Origin of the sequence: Bacillus cereus group sp. BfR-BA-01441 (assembly GCF_022663075.1) — a bacterium.
Classification (GTDB): Bacteria; Bacillota; Bacilli; order Bacillales; family Bacillaceae_G; genus Bacillus_A; species Bacillus_A cereus.
Window position 1 is genome coordinate 36008 of record NZ_JAKUEU010000021.1, and the last position, 21128, is coordinate 57135.

The window sequence follows — 21128 nt, forward strand, 5'->3', positions numbered from 1 at the left end:
TCTACAATAGAAAACAGGAGGTAGGCCCTCCTGTTTTTAATACTTTTGAATGCCTAATTTCACTGTTGTTGTTACTCTTTTTGTGCCACGATAAAACGTAAGAGTCATTTTATCATTAATTTCCTTATCATATAAGGCCGTACGGAATCCAATAATATCGCGAATCGGTTTTCCATCTACCGCCACAATAACATCATGTTCTCTTAAACCAGCATCCGCACCTGGCGAAGGACTTTTCACATCCAAAATACAAACTCCCTCTGTTACAGTACCTGGTAAATGTAATGTTTTTGACCAATAATAGTTTGGAATTTCATTTAATGACCTAAGTTCAATCCCAACATATGGTCTTCTTACTTTTCCATACTTCTCAAGTTCATTCATAATCGGAACAGCTCTAGTCACCGGAATAGCAAGGCCGATTCCTTCTACTTCTTTTGCAGCAATTTTCATTGAATTAATACCAATTAATTGTCCTGCTGCATTTACAAGCGCACCGCCACTATTCCCGGGATTAATCGCTGCATCTGTTTGTAACACTTCTACTTGCCAATCATAATGTCCATCTTGATCTAAATCTACAGGGACAATACGTTCATTAGCTGAAATAATGCCTTGTGTAACTGTTCCAGAAAATTGCAGTCCAAGCGGGTTTCCAATCGCAATAACTGGCTCTCCTCTGCGAACAGTATTAGAATCGCCAATTTCAATTATTTTTTTCACATGCTTTGCATCTATCTCTAATACAGCTAAGTCTGTGACTACATCGGTTCCTAATACTTTTCCAGGAACCTTCTTACCGTCACTTAGACTTACTTCAATACGATTCGCTCCAGCTACAACATGATTATTCGTTACAATATAAGCTTGACCATCTGTCTTTTTATAAATTACTCCTGATCCTGTACCGGCCTCTGAATCTGCCTCTGAAAAGTTATCTCGTTGAATGTTAATAACACCCACAACAGCTTCAGATGCACGATCAACAGCATCTACAAAGCTAATCTGTTTAATCCCTTGAGCTTCGGCCATATTACTTCCGCTTGCTTCAGCTTGCGGAAGCGTATCAGCAGAATTTGAAAATAAAGGCGCTCCAAACGCGAATAAAGAAGCTCCTACAATTGTTCCCGCTATACTAGAAAGAACTATACCTTTGTGCTTCTTTTTTCCTGCACGTTTCATACGATAATTTTCTTCATCAATAAAGGACATATTTGTTCACCTATCTTCCTGAAAACAACTATATTCACCTTTATTGTTTACTAAAATGAAGAATTATACGTATTGAATTTTTGTAGGCATTTTTGGATCTGTATCGTGAATTTCAAAGGATTCACCCACTCCAAATCCTTTTTCCTCTAGTACTTGTGATACTGACATACGCGCTAGTTCTTTCATGTTATTATCTAAGCTTAAATGGGCTAAATAAATATGCTTTGTCTCATCTGTAATTACATCTGCCATCGCTAATGCAGCATCCTCATTACAAACATGCCCAACGTCACTTAAAATACGTCGTTTAATGCTCCATGGATAACGTCCCATACGAAGCATTTCTACATCATGATTACTTTCAAATACGAAAGCATTAGCTCCCTTAATAACGCCTTTCATACGGTCACTTACGTATCCCGTATCTGTAATAAGCGCTAACTTCCTATTATTGTTATGGAAAGCATAAAACATCGGTTCTGCCGCATCATGAGAAACTCCAAATGACTCGACTTCAATATCACCAAAGGTTTTCACATCACCAACTGAGAAAATAAACTTTTGTTCAGTTGGGATATTTCCTATTAAATGTTCCATTGCATTCCATGTTTTCTCATTCGCATAAACAGGTAAATCATATTTACGTGCCAGTACACCTAAACCTTTAATATGATCACTATGCTCATGCGTTACAAGAATACCTGATACATCATTTATATTCAGTTCTGCTTGTTTAAATAAAGCCTCTGTTGCTTTACCACTTAAACCTGCGTCGACTAGTAATTTTTTTTCATCGGTTCCTACGTATAGCATATTTCCTGTACTTCCACTTGCAAGTACGCTAAAATGCAACCCCATTCTTTCTCACTCCAGTATGTTCATCAACCACTTGATTTTCCTTTTCTCCTAATTCCATAACTTGTCCTTCAATTGCATTCACAAAGAAGTCCTGCTTCTGCTCCGTTTTCAAATTCCACGTTGGAGCCAGTACTTGGTTATTAGAAGTAGATGCGGTAAGAGTGGCATAACCAATTTGCGCTTCTTTAACATGCGTATTTCCATGAATTTTATTTTTTAAATACAAATTTTCTAAAGCTGTTTGAGCCGTAATAATTTCTTGCTCTTTCGTTTTTTCACCTTCGCCCATTTCTTTTAAATCAGTTAGCATTGTCTGCGTATATGAAACAAGTTCATTTTTTTCATTTAATTCCACAACAATCATCGCCTGATTATTATAGAAAATAGGCTTATCTTTATATTTTTGGAAGAAATAAATTTTAGAGTCTTTCACCGCTCCAAATTCATACTTTTGTCCATCCAATACATAGTTCTTCAAAAATTCATTATACTTATCTTTTGATAATGATTTCGTATTTAAAAAAGGCTCTTTTAGCTTACTTTCTATCTTGTACATATTTTGTATATGCACTGTTTGATTTTTCAAAGACTGTATATCTTCTTCTTTAAAAGCTTTATTTTCTGCTCTAATAAATGACTCTTTTTTCGGTTCTTTAGGGATATTTCCCATCGTAATTTTGTTTGCTTTTAATTCTTGATCTATCTTTGTTTCTGCAATAAGCTCCAATTGATTACTATCTTGCTTTTGAATGAATTGGAAAATGAGAAAGAGGTCCAAAACAAAAAAGGTCACAATAAATATGGTTTTAATCCGATCCCAATCCATTTAGTCCTCCCTCACTCCACTCATAGATTTTCTGTTTACCTGTTTCATCTTCAACAAGCTTTACATACCAAATTGGTTGTAATCGAACTACTTGTCCATCTAGTGATAACTTGTATCCAATACCAATATCCTTAATTACTTGTTTCTTTATCTCTGGATTATTTTCTAGGGATGCTATTACAACATGCCCTGACGGAAGAGTAACCTTCTGTTCTATACCTTTAGTATTTAAAGACAGCAACGGTCTTTCATATTCCATTACTTCTTCTGATCCCCATATTTGTCTCAATTCAGCTAATCCATCTTCATTGAATACTGAATATCCATCTTCATTTAAACGAAATACTGTCTCTCCTTTATTCATATAGTCCAAACGATATGAATCCAAACTTCCACTGTGACCACTTACGAATTCAAAGCTTTTTTGTAAAAGCATTAAATTATCTATCGTTTTCTCAGTTAAGACAGAAGAGTTTTTATACTTTAGCATGTGACGATCGTTTTCAATTTCCATGGATCTAATACCATCTGTAAATGTTTCTTTCGACATCTCGGTAATCGGACTTAAATAACGAGGATCACTAAACAGAGCATTCTTAAACGTATCAACTGCTAAATTAGATGAAATATATGTTATATTGTTTAACTCTGTCGTTCCATCTGGTAAAAATAACTTTTTCATATCATTAAGTTGATAATCAAAATAAGGCTTTGCTGATACTATAAATTGATTTTGGGCATTTACAATATCTTTTAAATACACGCCACTTAATTTTGCCTCGTATATTTTAAAGTTATCACCATCAGAAACAAAGTTAATTTTAATTTCTTGATCCTTACTTCGAGAAGGATCGAGGAGAATACGATTAAAATGTTTAGGCTTATCTGTACTCTTCTCTTTCATGTTAAACATGGATTTTACTGCATCAAATGGGATATCGGTAGGGAAAACAAGTTCAACTTTCCCTTCACCATGCACATATGAAAGGAAATCACCCTTAGTGATTGATATCTCTTTAAAATCATGTAGTTCCCCTACTTCCAGAGGCTTATAGATTGATTCTATATCTGCCTCTCTTCTGCTCCCATAATGATTTTTATCTTTATGCACGATGATAGAAGTAGGACGGACAACATCGGAAATTTTAGTTTGGTTCATTCCTTCATTTCCCTGCACAAATTTCGCGTTTTGCATGGATGTAGAATCTGGCACATACGTCCATAGGTTAAAAGTAAGAAATAGGCTAATTACAACTAGGTTAATTAAAACTATTGTTTTAAAGTTTTCCATACTCATTCCCAATCGTCCTCTTCATCTGCTGCCATTGGTAACGTGAAATAAATAGTTGTCCCTTTTCCTTCTTCACTCTTCGCCCAAATAGAGCCACCATGTGCCTCAATCATTTCTTTTGCAATTGCTAATCCAAGCCCAGTACCACCCATTTGTCTTGAACGAGCTTTATCTACGCGATAAAAACGTTCAAAGATTTTATCAACGTTTTCTTTTGGAATACCCATTCCTTGGTCACTTACACTAATTTCTAATAAATCACCGCGATCACGTAAACGATATGTTACTGTTCCACCTTCTGGTGAATACTTTAATGCGTTAGAAATAATGTTATACAGCACTTGAGTAATTTTGTCAGTATCCATATCAATAAATCTAGATTTCTTAGAGAAAGATCGTTTGAAACTTACATTTTGCTCTTTAGACATTTCAAAGCGATCAATAATATTATTAAAGAAATCAGTAAAGTCGACCCATTCTTTCATTAAACGATGCTCTGTACTATCAAGTTTAGATAGCTGTAACAACGCATTTACAAGTCTAATCATTCTTTCTGTTTCTTCTTGTGTAACCGTTAAAAATTGTGGTGCAATATTTGGATCCTGCCATGCTCCATCTGTAAGTGCCTCTAAATAACTGCGCATCGTCGTTAATGGCGTCCTTAATTCATGAGAGACATTCGCCACAAACTCACGGCGTTCCCGTTCTATACGCTCCTGCTCTGTTACATCATATAGTACAGCAATTAAGCCGTTTGCCTTCCCTGTTTCTTTTTGAATAACAGAGAAACTAGCACGTAAAATATATGGTTCGTTTCTCGTACTAAAATCTAATAAAACAGAATCTGGCTCTTCATATAAATGATCGAGCGTAAATTCTTCCTGTATCCCTAATACTTCTAAAACAGATTGATCGAGCGCTGTTTCACGAGAAACATTTAACATCTTTTCCGCAGGATCATTTAGTAAAATAATATCCCCTTTTCGGTCAGTAGCAATTACTCCATCTGTCATATGTGATAAAACAGATGATAATTTACGCCTTTCACTTTCTGTAGAAGAACGAGCTTGTTGTAATTTTTTTGATAAATTATTGAAGGATAATGCCAGTTGTCCAATTTCATCATGGCTATGCACTTTTACTTTTCTCGAATAATTTCCTTTTGCCATTTCGATTGCTTGTCTCCGCATATCTGAAATTGGTCTTGTAATTGTTTGAGCCAATAAAATCCCAAGTACGGCCGTTACTAATAAAGCAATTACTGTTCCCGTAGCAAAAATTTGATTTATATCCTTCATTTGTTTATATACATCTTCCATAGATGCCACAATGTAAATAACACCAAGCGCATCCTTACCGTTATCATCTAGAATCGGAGTAAGCATAACTTGAACACGATGACCTGTACTACCATCCTTCTCAATTTTCACTTCCGGCTTTTTTTGTACTAACACTCGCTGAACAGCTATATCAGTTGATGTTCGATTCACCTTATTCTGCTTTGATTCATCTGAAATAGCCAGTAACTTTCTGTGCGAATCAAATACACTTACCTCTTGTATAACTTTCTTCTGATCAGAGGCAAATTTTCGAATTGAAGTTTTAATCGTTTCATCTGTTGACTCTGTTTCTGCTTTTGTATAACTTTTTTTAAACTCTTGCTTCAAATTATATGATAATAAGTTTGTTTGCTGCGTTAAAGAATCCCTAAAACCTTGTACTAAGCTCTTCTCTAATTCCCTTACGAAATATACTCCAATAACTTGCATCGCTATTAATATTAATAGCATATATATAAGCACAAATTTTAAATGAATAGATTGAAAAAAACCAACTTTCTTCATATACTATTCCTGCTCTGGGTCACGCAAGTAATACCCTACTCCACGTCTAGTTACAATTAAAGTAGGATGGCTTGGATTATCTTCAATTTTTTCACGCAAACGACGTACTGTAACGTCTACTGTGCGCACATCTCCAAAATAGTCATAACCCCAAACTGTTTGTAATAAATGTTCGCGTGTCATAACTTGTCCTAAATGTTTCGCTAAATAATGTAGCAACTCAAATTCACGATGTGTAAGCTCGATATTTTCCTCGCGCTTCGTTACACTATATGCATTTGGATTAATCACAATTGGTCCAATAACCATTTCTGTATTTTCTTCTTTTTCCGCAGCACCACCTTGTTGATGGCGGCGTAAATTCGCCTTCACACGAGCAAGTAATTCCCTCGTACTAAATGGCTTCGTTACATAATCATCTGCCCCAAGCTCGAGCCCTAATACTTTATCAATCTCAGAGTCCTTTGCTGTAAGCATAATAATCGGCATTTCTGAGCTTTTACGTATTTCACGGCAAACCTCTAAGCCATCTTTACCTGGTAGCATAATATCTAATAAAACCATATCTGGTTGCTCTTCATTAGCCTTTTCAATTGCTTCATCACCATCATGCGCCATTACTATTTCAAAACCTTCTTTTTCTAGGTTAAACTTCAAAATATCTGCAATCGGCTTTTCATCATCAACTACTAAAATTTTCTTTCCCATCATCGTCTATTTCCTCCTTATAAAAATATGGTCAATAATCCCTAAACATATTGATGTTTACATAGTATGTCCTATATGACCGCATCCTTTGTTTAAGTATTTTCTCCTCTATTCTCATAGACTCATGTATGATCCACTTTTACACGGCATCCTATACGATCTATAGAAAAACCTCTAGCTTCAACTGCTAGAGGCTCCTCGTTCTATTTTAAAATAACTACTCAGTTTTGTAAAATTACATAAATAAAAAGGATATTAAGTGGGCCCACTTAATATCCTGAGAGTGGCTCGGGACGGAATCGAACCGCCGACACGAGGATTTTCAGTCCTCTGCTCTACCGACTGAGCTACCGAGCCAAAACTATATATAAAACCACTAATGGTGGTATAAACAAAAGTGGCGGTCCCGACCGGGGTCGAACCGGCGATCTCCTGCGTGACAGGCAGGCATGTTAACCACTACACCACGGGACCAAAAATAAGCAAAAAAAAACATGACCCGTACGGGATTCGAACCCGTGTTACCGCCGTGAAAGGGCGGTGTCTTAACCACTTGACCAACGGGCCACGAAAAATAAAATGGTGAGCCATGAAGGACTCGAACCTTCGACCCTCTGATTAAAAGTCAGATGCTCTACCAACTGAGCTAATGGCTCATACTCACCAACGTCATATTTTCGTGACGACAAGATGTATCATAACATGTATTCTGTATTTATTGCAATACTTTTTTTGTTTTTTTATAAAGGAATAAGAAAAAAACTCATGCAGACATGAGTTTTTTTCAAAAAATGTTAATTAAGCTTCGTATACGTTACGTACAATATTTGTTTGGTTACGATCTGGTCCAACTGAGAACATAGATATTTGAATTCCTGTTAACTCAGAAACACGTTCTACGTATTTTCGTGCATTTTCAGGAAGTTCATCTAATGATTTTACACCAGTAATATCTTCTTCCCAACCTGGAAGCTCTTCATATACAGGCTCACATTTCGCTAAAATGTTTAAGTTAGCTGGAACTTCATCAATAACTTCGCCATTGTATTTGTAAGCTACACAAATTTTAAGAGTTGGAATACCTGTTAAAACGTCGATAGAATTTAATGATAGATCCGTTAAACCACTAACACGACGTGCATGTCTTACAACAACGCTATCGAACCAACCTACGCGGCGTGGACGACCAGTTGTCGTTCCATACTCGCGACCAACTTCACGAATTTGATGACCAATTTCATCATGAAGCTCAGTAGGGAATGGACCATCACCAACGCGGCTTGTATATGCTTTACATACACCTACAACGCGAGTAACTTTCGCAGGACCAACTCCAGTTCCAACTGTTACACCACCAGCAATTGGGTTAGAAGATGTAACGAACGGGTACGTACCGTGGTCAATATCAAGCATAACACCTTGCGCACCTTCAAATAATACACGGTGATTATTATCTAATGCATCATTTAATACAACAGACGTATCACATACATATTGCGCGATTTGTTGCCCGTACTCGAAGTACTCTTCGAAAATTTCTTCTACAGTGAAACCTTCTGTATCGTACATTTTTTCAAATAAACGATTTTTTTCTACTAAATTGCGCTCAAGCTTCTCTTTAAATGCTTCACGGTCTAAAAGATCAGCCATACGAATACCAATACGAGCAGCTTTATCCATATATGCAGGACCGATACCTTTTTTCGTTGTACCGATTTTGTTATCACCTTTACTTGCTTCTTCTAACTCATCTTGTTTTAAGTGGTAAGGTAAAATAACATGTGCACGGTTACTTACACGTAAATTATCAGTACTTACACCACGATCGTGTAAGTATTTTAACTCTTCAAGTAATGCTTTTGGATCTACTACTAATCCGTTTCCGATTACACAAATTTTCTCTTTATAGAAAATACCAGATGGAATTAAGTGTAATTTATATTTAACTCCGCCGAAAACAATTGTATGTCCCGCGTTATTTCCACCTTGATATCTTGCAACTACTTCCGCATGCTCAGAAAGAAAATCAGTGATTTTACCTTTTCCTTCGTCGCCCCATTGTGTTCCTACAACTACTACTGAAGACATTATTAAAGCACCTCCGCAATTTTCAAACGATCTATTCAAACAATATAATTGTACCAAAACCGAAAGAGAAGTCAACCGAAAAGCGAACATTTTTTCACAAAAAAACATTTTCGTTCGTAAGAATTATATATTTAACTTATGAAAGCCTTATCTTTCTTATAAAAAAAAAGAAACACATCTTATTATAAGAAATGTGTTTCTTTTTTATACTGCCTTTATGCCGGTGGAGCATGTCCATCCTCAAAACGACGTTCTAAGTTAACGAACTTATTGAACTCTTTGACGAATGCAAGTTCCACTGAACCTACTGGACCGTTACGTTGTTTTGCAATAATAATTTCAATTGTATTTTTGTTTTCCGTTTCTCGATCATAGTAGTCTTCACGATATAGGAAAGCTACAATATCAGCATCCTGCTCAATACTTCCAGATTCACGAATATCAGACATCATCGGGCGTTTATCTTGACGAGATTCTACACCACGAGATAACTGTGATAAAGCAATAACAGGCACTTGCAATTCACGCGCAATCCCTTTTAAGGTACGAGAAATCTCAGATACTTCCTGCTGACGGTTTTCTCCTGATTTCCCACTTCCTTGAATAAGCTGCAAATAGTCAATCAAAATCATACCAAGACCTTGTTCTTGCTTTAATCTACGGCATTTTGCTCGAATCTCATTTACTTTAATACCTGGCGTATCATCAATATATATACCAGCATTTGAGAGACTCCCCATTGCCATTGTTAATTTTGCCCAATCATCGGAAGTTAATGAACCAGTACGAAGTCTTTGTGCATCAATATTCCCTTCTGCACAAAGCATACGCATAACAAGCTGATCAGCACCCATCTCCAAACTAAAAATCGCTACATTTTCATCCGTTTTCGTCGCTACGTTTTGTGCAATATTTAATGAAAATGCCGTTTTCCCTACTGATGGACGTGCTGCCACGATAATTAAATCATTTCGTTGGAAACCTGCTGTCATCTTATCTAATTCAGTAAACCCAGTTGGTATCCCAGTAACTTCACCCTTTTGATTATGCAAAAGTTCAATTTTGTCATAAGCATCTACAAGAACATCTTTAATGTTTTGGAATGCTTTTGCATTCGTTTGATGGGATACTTCTAATATTTTTTTCTCAGCCTCGTTTAAAAGACCATCCACATCATCTTCTCTCTCGTATCCATCCGATACAATATGAGTCGCCGTGCGAATTAAACGACGTAAAAGCGCCTTTTCAGCGATGATGCGTGCGTAATATTCTACGTTAGCTGCAGTTGGCACAACTTCTGCTAACTCTGCTAAGTAAGAAACCCCACCAACCTCTTCTAGTAATCCTTGATCAGCCATTGCTGATGTCATCATTACTAAGTCAATCGGCTCTCCCTTATCAGATAGCCCAAGCATGACTTCAAAAATCTTTTGATGTTTCGTTCGATAGAACGAATCAGGTACCAATAACTCTGATGCTGAAGTTAACGCATCTTGATCAATCAATATGGCCCCTAAAACCGCCTGCTCAGCCTCTATATTATGCGGAGGGGTACGATCAGCAAGTACATCACTCATACGCAATCCTCCTTGCTTAATTTATTTTTATTGTTCACTAACATGAACTTTTACTGTTGCTGTTACTTGTGGATGCAATTTCACAGTAACGTTTGTATAACCTAACGCGCGGATTGCATCGTCCATTTCAAATTTACGTTTATCAAGTTTAATCTTGTGTGATTTTTGCATTGCATCTACGATTTGTTTGCTTGTGATAGAACCAAACAAACGGCCACCTTCTCCAGATTTCGCCTTTAATTCTACAGTTAATTTCTCTAAAGTCTCTTTTAACTCTTTTGCATTTTCAAGCTCTGCTGCTGCATCTTTTTCTTCTTTACGCTTTTGAGCTTCTAAAGTTTTCATACTGCTATTTGTTGCTTCAGCAGCTAATCCTTGTTTTAGTAAGAAGTTATTTGCATAGCCATCTGGTACGTTTTTTACTTCTCCTTTTTTACCTTTACCTTTTACGTCTTTTAGAAAAATTACTTTCATGATTGTGTGCCTCCCTGTAAATAGTCATCAATAACAAATCGAAGCTTCTCCTCAGCTTCATCTACTGTAACATTTTTCATCTGTGTGGCTGCATTCGTCAAATGCCCGCCACCGCCTAAGTTTTCCATAATTAGCTGCACATTCACTTCACCTAAAGACCTGCTGCTAATTCCAATGAGATTCTCGCCACGTTTCGCAACAACAAATGATGCAATAATCCCTGTCATCGTTAATAACGTGTCTGCCGATTGCGCAATAAGCACTTGATCGTAGTAATCATCACTATCAACTTTAGCAATCGCAATTCCATTTTTATAAATGTACGCATTTTTTATAGCTTTTGCAACCCGTAAATACTGATCCATATCTTCCTTTAAAAGTTCTTGTACAAGTACAGTATCTGCACCATGTGAGCGTAAATAAGAAGCAGCATCAAATGTACGAGCCCCTGTCCGGAATGTGAAACTTTTCGTGTCGACAATAATACCCGCTAACAATGCCGTCGCTTCTAACATTGTCATCTTTAAATTTTTAGGTTGATACTCAAGTAATTCTGTAACCAATTCTGCCGTTGAAGAAGCATATGGTTCCATATAAACTAGCAATGGGTCTTCAATAAAATCTTCTCCACGGCGATGATGATCAATAACTACCACATTTTCAATTTTATGTAACAGTTTTTGCTCCATCACCATAGAAGGTTTATGCGTATCGACAACAACAAGTAACGACTCATCATTTGCAAATTCCATCGCTTGCTCTGGAGTAATAAAATGAGACCATAACTCCTCATTTTGTTTCACTTTGTCCATCAAACGCTTAATTCCTTTATCGGAATCATTTTCATCTAACACAATATATCCTTTACGCTCATTTAATTGAGCCACTTTTAAAATACCAATCGCAGCACCAATTGCGTCCATATCGGGAGCCCTATGCCCCATAATAATGACATTACTACTTTCTAATACTAAATCCTTTAACGCATGCGAAATGACCCTGGCGCGTACACGGGTACGTTTTTCAACCGGATTTGTCTTACCTCCATAGAACTTAACTTTACCTGTCGCTTGTTTAATAGCTACTTGGTCTCCCCCACGCCCAAGCGCAAGATCTAAACCAGATTGAGCCATTGCTCCAAGCTCTGATAAAGGTAAATCACCTGATCCGACACCCACACTTAATGTAAGTGGTATATTCCTTTTAGATGTTTCTTCACGCACCTGATCTAAAATGCTAAATTTCCCTTTCTCCATCTGCGTCAAAATACTTTCATTTAGCACAACGAAGAATCTTTCTGAAGATGCACGTTTTAAATAAGCACCATACTTAAGTGCCCATTCATTTAGTCGCGATGTCACAAGACTTGTTATATTCGTACGTAATTGATCATCTAATCCTTGTGTAACTTCATCATAATTATCCAAATAGATGACAGCTAAAACAGTCCTTTGATCCTCGTACATCTTTTCAATTTCTGTTTGTTCCGTTACATCAAAGAAATAAATTAACTTTTCTTCTTTCCTTACAAAAACGCGAAACTTTCGATTATTTAAAGAGACTATATCATCAGAAGTTTCTCCTTTAATGAAAAGAAGTAATGTTTCTGATACATCGTAAAGGTGCCATCCAGCTAATGCGTGCTGTCCCAGACATGAAGATAAATAAGGATTTGCCCAATCAATCCCATAATCCTTATTGTATAACAAAATACCAATCGGCATTTGGTTAAATGCTTCATTACTTACTTTCTTTACTCTTGTAATCATATCTGTCGTATGCTTTTCGAAATTCCTTTGAAAATTAAGTTCAAATCGTATAACGATAAAGAATACGATACAAAAAATGACAAAAGCAGCTATACCCATAATTAAATGAAAATAACAGAGAATTAAAATGAGCACAAACACAAAAAATGCCAATACATAAACAGGATATAAAAACCACTGTTTCTTATCAAATTCAGGCATGTATACAACTCCTATAAAGTAAAACTAACTTACCTTCCAGTTAGTTAAACAGATTAAAATAGTATAAGGAATATTATTTTATCCCCCTATTTTAGAACGCAATGAAATCCCTAAGTCAATTATACCTAAGATTGTCACAAGAGGAAACAGCATCGGAATAAACATGCATGCAATAAAACTAATAATAGGAACCCCTTTAGTAAAACCTTTTCTATACGCTAAAAAGGCGATAAATGTCAGACCTTGCAGTACAAGCAATAGTGCAAATATGACATTTAGGTTAGAAAATACCATATGTAAATATGATGTTGGTTCTACTTTTATAAAAGTTGCTAACAAAATAAATATAACGTAATACCAAATGATACTCTTTGGTAATTGTATATCTTTAAATTTAGGCCAAGATATAACTTCATGTTTTAACTTTTTCAAAACACTACCTGATATTATCACTGTAATCCAAGAAAAACATACTGAAACTAGCACAAGTATACTTGGAAGTAACGATTGTAATATATCATTCATTTGTGCAAGTAACTCTTTTTGTTCCTTACTAATCGGCATGCCAGTAGCACTTACTATCTTTTCGCTTTTCGCCATACTTTCACTAAACATACTTTGCATTTGCTTCATTATATCTATGTTGAAAAACTTTATACTCGCAACATAAATAATTACAAAACCAATTAAGTATGCAAGCGTCCCCGCTATTAAGATTTCCACTGGCTTTTTTCTTGTTTTATACATATATCCTAAAACAATCCCTATCAATCCAAACATAATTGTCTTCACTAAATTCAGCGGTTGACTCACAATAATAGTAACAAAAAGTGCTGCTACAAAAACCACGAGCACATTAGATAGTTTATGTCTTATCATTAATAGTATAAATGGTAACGGCAACGCAAAAGTTACAACTGTACCCAAAATCGGAATATACATAGATATAAGCAATAAAATTGCATATATAGCTAATAATGCTGCACCTTCTGTAATAAACTTTGTTTGTTTCACATTTTAACCTCTCTTTCAAAAAGAAAAGCATAGCAAAATGCACAGTAGAGTCCCACTCTACTGTGCATTTCATACGCTATTATTCACCAACATATGGTAAAAGTGCCATTTGACGAGCACGTTTAATTGCAACTGTAAGTTTGCGTTGGTATTTTGCGCTTGTTCCTGTTACACGACGAGGTAAAATTTTACCACGCTCAGAAACGAAACGTTTTAATAAATCAACATCTTTATAGTCAATGCGAGTGATGCCGTTAGCTGTGAAGAAACACACCTTACGACGTTTCGCACGTCCACCTTTGCGTCCTGCCATGTCTATTTCCCTCCATTCTTTGTTAAAACTAACAAATTTACTGTATTAGAACGGTAAATCGTCGTCGGAAATGTCGATCGGTTGACCTACATTTGAAAATGGATCGTCATTCTTCGTAAATCCAGAGTTACCTTGGTTACCTGAATTACTAGATTGACCAAATGGGTTAGAGCCTTGGTTACCGAAACCAGCTCCTGATGGTTGCTGATTAAATGAACCACGTTGCTCCCCACCGCCATTACGCGGCTCTAAAAATTGCACGCTTTCCGCAAGAACTTCTGTTACGTATACACGTTTACCATCTTGTCCCTCGTAATTACGAGTTTGAAGACGTCCATCTACGCCTGCTAAGCTACCTTTTTTCAAATAATTTGCTACGTTTTCTGCTTGTTTACGCCATATTACACAATTAATAAAGTCAGCTTCACGCTCACCTTGCTGATTGGCAAATGCGCGATTCACAGCTAACGTAAAAGTAGCTACTGCGACACCATTGGGCGTGTAACGTAAGTCAGGGTCCTTAGTTAAACGACCAACGAGGATAACACGATTCATCAATCGAACCACTCTCCCTTATATATCAATTATTTTTCTTCTTCTTTAACAACGATATGACGAAGGATGTCTTCGTTGATCTTAGCTAAACGGTCGAATTCGTTAATCGCTTCTGCGTTAGATTTCACGTTTAAGATCATGTAGAAACCTTCACGTAAGTCGTTGATTTCGTAAGCTAAACGACGCTTACCCCACTCTTTCGTGTTAATGATTTCTGCACCATTGTTTGTTAAAACACCTGCAAAACGTTCAACTAAAGCTTTTTGAGCTTCTTCTTCAACGCCAGGACGAATGATGTACATAATTTCGTACTTTCTCATTACACTTTCACCTCCTTTTGGTCTAAACGGCCCGTAATGGGCAAGGAGCAATTAATTTATAGTAATTACTCACGAGTTTAGATTATATCATAGTAAGTTATATGAATCAACTCACCAATACATAAAAAACTTGGCAAACATATAATATATTTGCCAAGTTCATATCTTTATTTTTCCTAGGAAATATTAAATTAAACGTTAAAACGGAAGTGCATAACATCTCCGTCTTTTACGATATATTCTTTTCCTTCTAAACGTACTTTTCCAGCTTCTTTTGCAGCTGTCATAGAACCGTTTGTCATTAAATCATCGTAAGAAACTGTTTCTGCACGAATAAATCCACGCTCAAAGTCTGTATGAATAACACCAGCACATTGTGGTGCCTTCATTCCTTGTTTAAATGTCCAAGCACGTACTTCTTGAACGCCAGCTGTAAAGTACGTAGCAAGTCCTAATAGGTCATATGCTGCACGAATTAATTGATCTAAACCAGACTCTTCAATTCCTAATTCTTCAAGGAATACTTTTTTCTCTTCTTCGTCTAATTCAGCGATTTCTGATTCAATTTTTGCACATACAACGATTACTTGAGAATTTTCATTTGCTGCAAATTCTTTTACCATTTGTACGTATTTATTTTCCGAAGGATCGATAATATCGTCTTCACTTACATTCGCTACGTATAACATTTCTTTTGTTGTAAGTAAATGAAGGCCTTTAACAATCTTCATCTGCTCTTCTGTAAATTCAACAGTACGAGCTGGTTTTCCCTCTTCAAAAGCTTCTTTTAAACGAACTAAAATTTCATGCTCATATACCGCTTCTTTATCTTTTTGTCTTGCTAATTTCGCAACACGCTCGATACGCTTATCAACAGACTCTAAATCCGCTAAAATTAGCTCTAAATTGATTGTTTCAATATCATCAATTGGATCTACTTTCCCTGAAACGTGCGTAATATTTTCGTCTTCAAAACAACGAACAACTTGGCAAATTGCATCTACTTGACGAATGTGAGATAAGAATTTATTTCCTAAACCTTCACCTTTACTAGCACCTTTTACGATACCTGCAATATCAGTAAACTCGAATACAGTCGGAACAGTCTTTTTCGGTTCTACTAATTCCGTTAATTTATTTAAACGCTCATCTGGTACTTCTACAATCCCTACGTTTGGATCAATTGTACAGAATGGATAGTTCGCAGATTCTGCTCCTGCTTGTGTAATTGCATTAAATAAAGTGGACTTCCCTACGTTAGGTAATCCAACAATCCCAGCCGTTAATCCCATATTTTTCACTCCTATGTCTCAATCTTTCATCATTATAGATAGTAACGAAAAAAATGACAAGTTTCCGCCAAACGAAAAAAAGTAACAGTTACCTACTGTAACTGTTACTCTCCCTCTATTCTTCGTGCTTCACAAGTATTTTTTTCACCTTACGATCAAACTCTCTTCGAGGAATCATTACTGAATGGTCACACCCCTCGCACTTAATGCGGATATCCATTCCCATACGAATAATTTTCCAACGATTCTCGCCACATGGATGGGCTTTCTTCATTTCCACAACATCATACAAGTTATATTCCTTTTGCTCCATTCTCCAAACTCCTCTCCATACTAAATTGCTTTTCCACTAACTAATTCTTCACGATTATATAAAACCATACGTGGATATGGAATTTCAATTCCATGTAAATCAAGACGATTTTTAATCTCTTTACGAAGTGCCCTTGCAATAACTGCATGTTGCATCGGTTCTACTTCAGCAATAACACGTAATATAACTTCTGATGCAGCTAATGTTTGCACACCTAATAATTGAGGCGTTGTTACCATTTTTTCGTACTTTGAAGGTAATTCTACTAATAAATCTTCAATAACTTGCTCTGCTTTCGCAATATCAGCCTCATATGAAATAGATACATCAACAAACGCTACACTATTACTAACTGAGTAGTTAGTAACTTGAATAATACTTCCATTTGGTAAAGTATGAATTTCACCTGTCCAACTCTTTACTTTCGTTGTACGAAGTCCAATTTCTAAAACGACTCCTTCAAATTGACCGATTTTAACATAATCGCCAACTGAAAACTGATCCTCTAACAAAATAAATAAACCTGTAATAACGTCTTTCACTAAACTTTGAGCACCAAATCCGACTGCTAAACCAATTACCCCAGCACCCGCTAATAAACCTGATGCATTAATATCAAACACACCTAAAATCGCAATTAGCATAATGAACATAACAACGTACGCTACAATATTTTCAAGTAATTTCGCTACTGTAACTGTACGACGTTCTGAAATTTGAATTGGAGAACGACTCCCCATACGAAACGCATTTCGTACAACCGCCCTTGCAATTCGCACAACAACTGCACCAATTGTTAAAATAATACATATTTTTAATGTCGCAACTCCAATATGAGCCCAACGATCAGCATCTAATAAATACTGTTTCATAGAATTAAACCACTTCGCTAATAAATCCATGTACCTCTACCTCTCTAGCTAAAATTTCTTTTTAGTTACCCTTATTATTGTATCAGAAGTCCCCTAATTGCTGAAAAAATTTTATGATTTTAATCCTATTTTATCCCCGACATCCAGGTATAAAATGGAACGAATATATATATACTAGTACTATTATTTCCGTTTTCATTCACATTTTGCAAAAATTACGCACTTATAACTTTCCATTTTCCTCACCATATAACATATATTGAAAATTTATTAAAAGGATGGGTGCTTCATGAATATTGGAAGTTTTCGCTTACCATTTTTTGAGAAAGAAACTCAAAACGTTATGCACCAAGATCTAGAAGCCTCTGAGATAATCAGTAATTTCTTACTTACCCATATTCCTATTAAAACTAATATACCACTCATTCTCGTTTGTATCGGCACAGATCGCTCTACAGGTGACGCACTCGGCCCATTAGTTGGTACAAAACTTGAACAAATAGACATCCAAAACCTCCAAGTATTCGGTACACTAGATGAGCCAGTACATGCGCTAAATTTAGAGGAGAAAATTCAGAATATACAGAAAGAATATCCTACTGCATTTATAATTGCTGTTGATGCATGTTTAGGAAAGTCCCAAAATATCGGATCAATCACTACTGGAAAGGGACCTAGTAAACCTGGAGCTGCTATGAATAAGAAATTACCTGCAGTTGGTGATTTGCACATACACGGTATCGTCAATCTAAATGGGTTTATGGAGTTTTTCGTTCTTCAAAATACAAGATTAAGTTTAGTCATGAAAATGGCTGATGTAATCGTAAAAAGTATAAAAGAGACGGATCAAAAATTATCCGCATTAAAAAAAGCAAACCATCTATAAATAATAAGATGGTTTGCTTTTTAATTTTTCTGTGCTAATAGTTCTAAAATACGATTTAAATCTTCTTTATTAAAAAATTCAATTTCGATTTTACCTTTTTCTTTTTTCGTCTCTTTAATTTTCACATCTGTGCCAAACTTTTCTCTTAAGAACGTTTCACGTTCTACGAAAAATATATTTCGCTCTTTTTTCACTTTTTTTGTTTCACGTGAAACGTGTTGATTAATCTCTTGGACGATTTTCTCTAATTGACGAACATTTAATCCTTCTTTTTCAATGCGTTTCAATAAGGACTTCAATTGTTCTTCATCTTTTATCGTAAGTAAAGTTCTCCCATGAGCCATTGAAAGTTGACCATTTGCAATCATATCTTGTACGAAAGAAGGTAGGCTTAATAACCGAGTATAATTTGCAATGTAAGGTCTGCTTTTACCAAGACGTTTCGCTAATTGTTCTTGCGTTACATTTAGCTCATTCATTAACATCTGGTATGCCATTGCCTCTTCCATAGGATTTAAATCTTCTCGTTGTAAGTTTTCTAACAAAGCAAATTCCATCATTTGCTGTTCAGTTAATTGTCTTACAACCGCAGGTACTTTTTCTAAACCAGCCTCTTTTGCAGCACGAAATCGTCTTTCACCTGCAACAATTTCATATCCTTTAATACTCTTCCTAGCAATTAATGGTTGTAGAATACCGTGTTCCTTAATCGAAATTGCTAATTCCTGAATCGCCTCTTTATTAAAGTGTTTACGCGGTTGATATGGATTCGGCCTTAATTCAGTTACAAGAATCTCCTGAATTGTTTCCTCTTCTTTCACATCTAAATCAGGAAAAAACACATTAATTCCTCTTCCTAATCCTTTAGCCACCTGCAATCACTTCCTCTGCTAAATCTATATACACTTCTGCTCCTCTTGATTTAGCGTCATACTGCATAATAGGTTTCCCATGACTTGGAGCCTCGCTCAAGCGTACATTACGCGGAATAATCGAGCGATATACTTTATCCCTAAAATACTTTTTCACTTCATCTATAACTTGAATCCCTAAATTTGTACGGGCATCCAACATTGTTAACAATACACCTTGAATTGCTAAATTTTTATTTAAATGTTTTTGTACAAGTCGAACTGTATTTAATAGCTGACTTAACCCTTCTAGTGCGTAATATTCACACTGTACAGGAATAATAACAGAATCTGCTGCTGTTAATGCATTAATCGTTAATAACCCTAAAGATGGGGGACAGTCGATAATAATATAGTCATATTCATCACGAACTGGCTGTAATGCTCTTTGCAAACGTACTTCCCGGGAAATAGTCGGTACCAATTCAATTTCAGCACCAGCCAATTGAATTGTAGCGGGTAGAACATCTAAGTTTTCAGTTGCGGTTTTCTGTATAACCCCTTGAACATCTGCATCTTCCACAAGAACGTTGTAAATACATTGATCTAATTCAGATTTTTCAATTCCCACACCAGTCGTTGCATTTCCTTGAGCATCAATATCTACAAGAAGGACTTTTTTACCTACTTGCGCCAATCCAGCCCCTAAATTAACAGATGTTGTTGTTTTTCCAACACCGCCTTTTTGATTAGCAATAGCAATGATTTTTCCCATGATGTCACCTACTTTCAACCTTTCTATCTTATTCTAGTAACAATTACGTTTATTGTAACATGAAATAAAACTTTTTCTTTTACGTCCTTTATTAAACTTCAAAATTTATTTCTAAACTCCTTCTTCATTTAACAAGAAAATATAGTAAAAGAGACCTCTCCAATAGGATAAGGTCTCTAGCACGTCATTATTATTTTTTCTTTGGAATTTTAATTGTAATTTGATAGTACTCATCAAATTCTTCTTCCTCAGAATTAACATTCAAACCACTTTCAGTAACCATTTGTAAAGATTGTCTAATTGTATTCATAGCAATCCTCGTATCTCGACTTACTGCTTTTTGCTTTGCCTTACGCTTCGGTTTCGCTTCCTCTAGTAACTTCGCAATTCGTTCTTCTGTTTGCTTTACATTTAGTTGTTTCTCAACAATTTCCTGTAAAACCTTCAGTTGTAATTCCTCATTTTTTAAAGGAATGAGAGCGCGGGCATGACGTTCTGTAATGCTTTTTTCTAATAATGCACTTTTTATTTCTTCAGGCAACTTTAACAAGCGCAACTTATTTGCGATTGTAGATTGTCCTTTTCCAAGTCGTTGTGCCAATGCTTCTTGTGTTAAATTATGTAACTCAATCAGCTTTTGATATGCCACAGCTTCCTCGATTGCCGTTAGTTCCTCACGTTGCAAGTTTTCAATTAAAGCTACAGAAGCTGTCTCTGTATCATTTAAATTCTTTATAATTGCAGGAACCTTTTCCCAACCTAACTTTGTTGCCGCGCGAAAACGTCTTTCTCCAGCAATAATCTCGTACTTATCATCCTCATATTGCCTTACAACAATCGGTTGAATAAGTCCATGTGTACGAATTGTTAATGCTAGCTCATCAATACGCGCATCATCAAAAACTGTTCTTGGTTGATAACGGTTAGGGGTAATATTTACTATCGGAATTTCTTGTATTTCTTCATATACCTTTTTATCTATCTCTTCATGGCTTTCGTCTTGTAATTCGAATTCGCTCTCTTTATCTCCAAAGCCAAATAAACGAGAAAACGTATTTTTCATACATATTCCACCACCTTTTAGGCCTA

Annotated in this window: 21 protein-coding genes and 4 tRNA genes; 1 reads left to right on the plus strand and 24 read right to left on the minus strand. The window is 36.0% G+C overall.

Going from position 1 to position 21128, the window contains the following annotated elements:
- Positions 1–36: 36 nt before the first annotated feature.
- The 21 genes from MR107_RS11500 to MR107_RS11600 form a co-directional block, all read right to left on the minus strand.
- Positions 37–1212, minus strand: coding sequence for a S1C family serine protease (locus tag MR107_RS11500; RefSeq protein WP_000008031.1), 1176 nt, complete (start codon positions 1210–1212; stop codon positions 37–39).
- A gap of 63 nt (positions 1213–1275) precedes the next feature.
- Positions 1276–2070 (minus strand): MBL fold metallo-hydrolase, encoded by a 795-nt coding sequence (locus MR107_RS11505; RefSeq protein WP_000522837.1) that lies wholly within the window; start codon positions 2068–2070, stop codon positions 1276–1278.
- Complete coding sequence (locus MR107_RS11510; RefSeq protein ID WP_000383740.1) at positions 2054–2896, minus strand: two-component system regulatory protein YycI; 843 nt, start codon at positions 2894–2896, stop codon at positions 2054–2056. Before MR107_RS11510 ends, MR107_RS11505 begins: the two co-directional genes overlap by 17 nt.
- Positions 2877–4193: a YycH family regulatory protein gene (locus MR107_RS11515; RefSeq protein WP_000061560.1), complete on the minus strand. Its 1317-nt coding sequence runs from the start codon at positions 4191–4193 to the stop codon at positions 2877–2879. The genes MR107_RS11510 and MR107_RS11515 overlap by 20 nt, the downstream gene beginning before the upstream one ends.
- Positions 4190–6031, minus strand: coding sequence for a cell wall metabolism sensor histidine kinase WalK (gene walK / locus MR107_RS11520; RefSeq protein ID WP_000755367.1), 1842 nt, complete (start codon positions 6029–6031; stop codon positions 4190–4192). Before walK ends, MR107_RS11515 begins: the two co-directional genes overlap by 4 nt.
- Before the next feature lie 3 nt (positions 6032–6034).
- Positions 6035–6742, minus strand: coding sequence for a cell wall metabolism DNA-binding response regulator WalR (gene walR / locus MR107_RS11525; protein WP_000971865.1), 708 nt, complete (start codon positions 6740–6742; stop codon positions 6035–6037).
- 281 nt (positions 6743–7023) lie between these two features.
- A tRNA-Phe gene (locus MR107_RS11530) sits at positions 7024–7096 on the minus strand.
- A gap of 41 nt (positions 7097–7137) precedes the next feature.
- A tRNA-Asp gene (locus tag MR107_RS11535) sits at positions 7138–7213 on the minus strand.
- A gap of 21 nt (positions 7214–7234) precedes the next feature.
- Positions 7235–7306: transfer RNA gene (locus tag MR107_RS11540), tRNA-Glu, on the minus strand.
- 13 nt (positions 7307–7319) lie between these two features.
- Positions 7320–7395 (minus strand) — tRNA-Lys (locus MR107_RS11545).
- A 142-nt stretch (positions 7396–7537) separates the two neighbouring features.
- Positions 7538–8827 carry an adenylosuccinate synthase gene (locus MR107_RS11550; RefSeq protein WP_000100238.1) on the minus strand — a complete coding sequence of 430 codons (1290 nt, stop codon included), beginning with the start codon at positions 8825–8827 and terminating at the stop codon, positions 7538–7540.
- Positions 8828–9042: 215 nt separating this feature from the next.
- Entirely contained in the window at positions 9043–10404 is a 1362-nt protein-coding gene (gene dnaB / locus MR107_RS11555) for a replicative DNA helicase (RefSeq protein WP_001286148.1), read from the minus strand.
- Positions 10405–10431: 27 nt separating this feature from the next.
- The gene (gene rplI / locus MR107_RS11560; protein ID WP_000864228.1) at positions 10432–10878 is read right to left on the minus strand and encodes a 50S ribosomal protein L9; all 447 of its coding nucleotides are present in this window, start codon (positions 10876–10878) and stop codon (positions 10432–10434) included.
- Positions 10875–12848, minus strand: coding sequence for a DHH family phosphoesterase (locus tag MR107_RS11565; protein ID WP_001113778.1), 1974 nt, complete (start codon positions 12846–12848; stop codon positions 10875–10877). The genes rplI and MR107_RS11565 overlap by 4 nt, the downstream gene beginning before the upstream one ends.
- Before the next feature lie 78 nt (positions 12849–12926).
- On the minus strand, positions 12927–13862 hold the full coding sequence (locus tag MR107_RS11570; RefSeq protein ID WP_242292386.1) for a YybS family protein: 936 nt from the start codon (positions 13860–13862) through the stop codon (positions 12927–12929).
- 79 nt (positions 13863–13941) lie between these two features.
- Complete coding sequence (gene rpsR, locus MR107_RS11575) at positions 13942–14175, minus strand: 30S ribosomal protein S18 (RefSeq protein WP_000918873.1); 234 nt, start codon at positions 14173–14175, stop codon at positions 13942–13944.
- Positions 14176–14220: 45 nt separating this feature from the next.
- Positions 14221–14733: a single-stranded DNA-binding protein gene (gene ssb / locus MR107_RS11580; RefSeq protein WP_000981966.1), complete on the minus strand. Its 513-nt coding sequence runs from the start codon at positions 14731–14733 to the stop codon at positions 14221–14223.
- Between the two features lie 26 nt (positions 14734–14759).
- A complete protein-coding gene (gene rpsF / locus MR107_RS11585; RefSeq protein ID WP_001233778.1) occupies positions 14760–15050 on the minus strand; it encodes a 30S ribosomal protein S6 in 291 nt (96 codons plus the stop codon).
- A gap of 191 nt (positions 15051–15241) precedes the next feature.
- Positions 15242–16342, minus strand: coding sequence for a redox-regulated ATPase YchF (ychF, locus tag MR107_RS11590; protein ID WP_000524657.1), 1101 nt, complete (start codon positions 16340–16342; stop codon positions 15242–15244).
- Positions 16343–16457: 115 nt separating this feature from the next.
- Positions 16458–16655 (minus strand): DUF951 domain-containing protein, encoded by a 198-nt coding sequence (locus MR107_RS11595; protein WP_000435485.1) that lies wholly within the window; start codon positions 16653–16655, stop codon positions 16458–16460.
- Positions 16656–16675: 20 nt separating this feature from the next.
- The gene (locus MR107_RS11600) at positions 16676–17557 is read right to left on the minus strand and encodes a mechanosensitive ion channel family protein (RefSeq protein ID WP_000364814.1); all 882 of its coding nucleotides are present in this window, start codon (positions 17555–17557) and stop codon (positions 16676–16678) included.
- Between the two features lie 259 nt (positions 17558–17816).
- Here MR107_RS11600 and yyaC point away from each other — a divergent pair, with 259 nt between their 5' ends.
- A complete protein-coding gene (gene yyaC, locus MR107_RS11605; RefSeq protein WP_226368867.1) occupies positions 17817–18413 on the plus strand; it encodes a spore protease YyaC in 597 nt (198 codons plus the stop codon).
- A gap of 20 nt (positions 18414–18433) precedes the next feature.
- On the opposite strand, the gene spo0J is transcribed toward yyaC, so the two are convergent.
- The 3 genes from spo0J to noc all read right to left on the minus strand — a co-directional run bounded on the left by spo0J (position 18434) and on the right by noc (position 21102).
- Positions 18434–19285, minus strand: coding sequence for a stage 0 sporulation protein Spo0J (spo0J, locus tag MR107_RS11610; RefSeq protein ID WP_001051832.1), 852 nt, complete (start codon positions 19283–19285; stop codon positions 18434–18436).
- Entirely contained in the window at positions 19278–20039 is a 762-nt protein-coding gene (gene soj / locus MR107_RS11615) for a sporulation initiation inhibitor protein Soj (protein WP_000516114.1), read from the minus strand. Before soj ends, spo0J begins: the two co-directional genes overlap by 8 nt.
- A gap of 190 nt (positions 20040–20229) precedes the next feature.
- Positions 20230–21102, minus strand: coding sequence for a nucleoid occlusion protein (gene noc, locus MR107_RS11620; protein ID WP_000799016.1), 873 nt, complete (start codon positions 21100–21102; stop codon positions 20230–20232).
- Between the last annotated feature and the right edge of the window lie 26 nt (positions 21103–21128).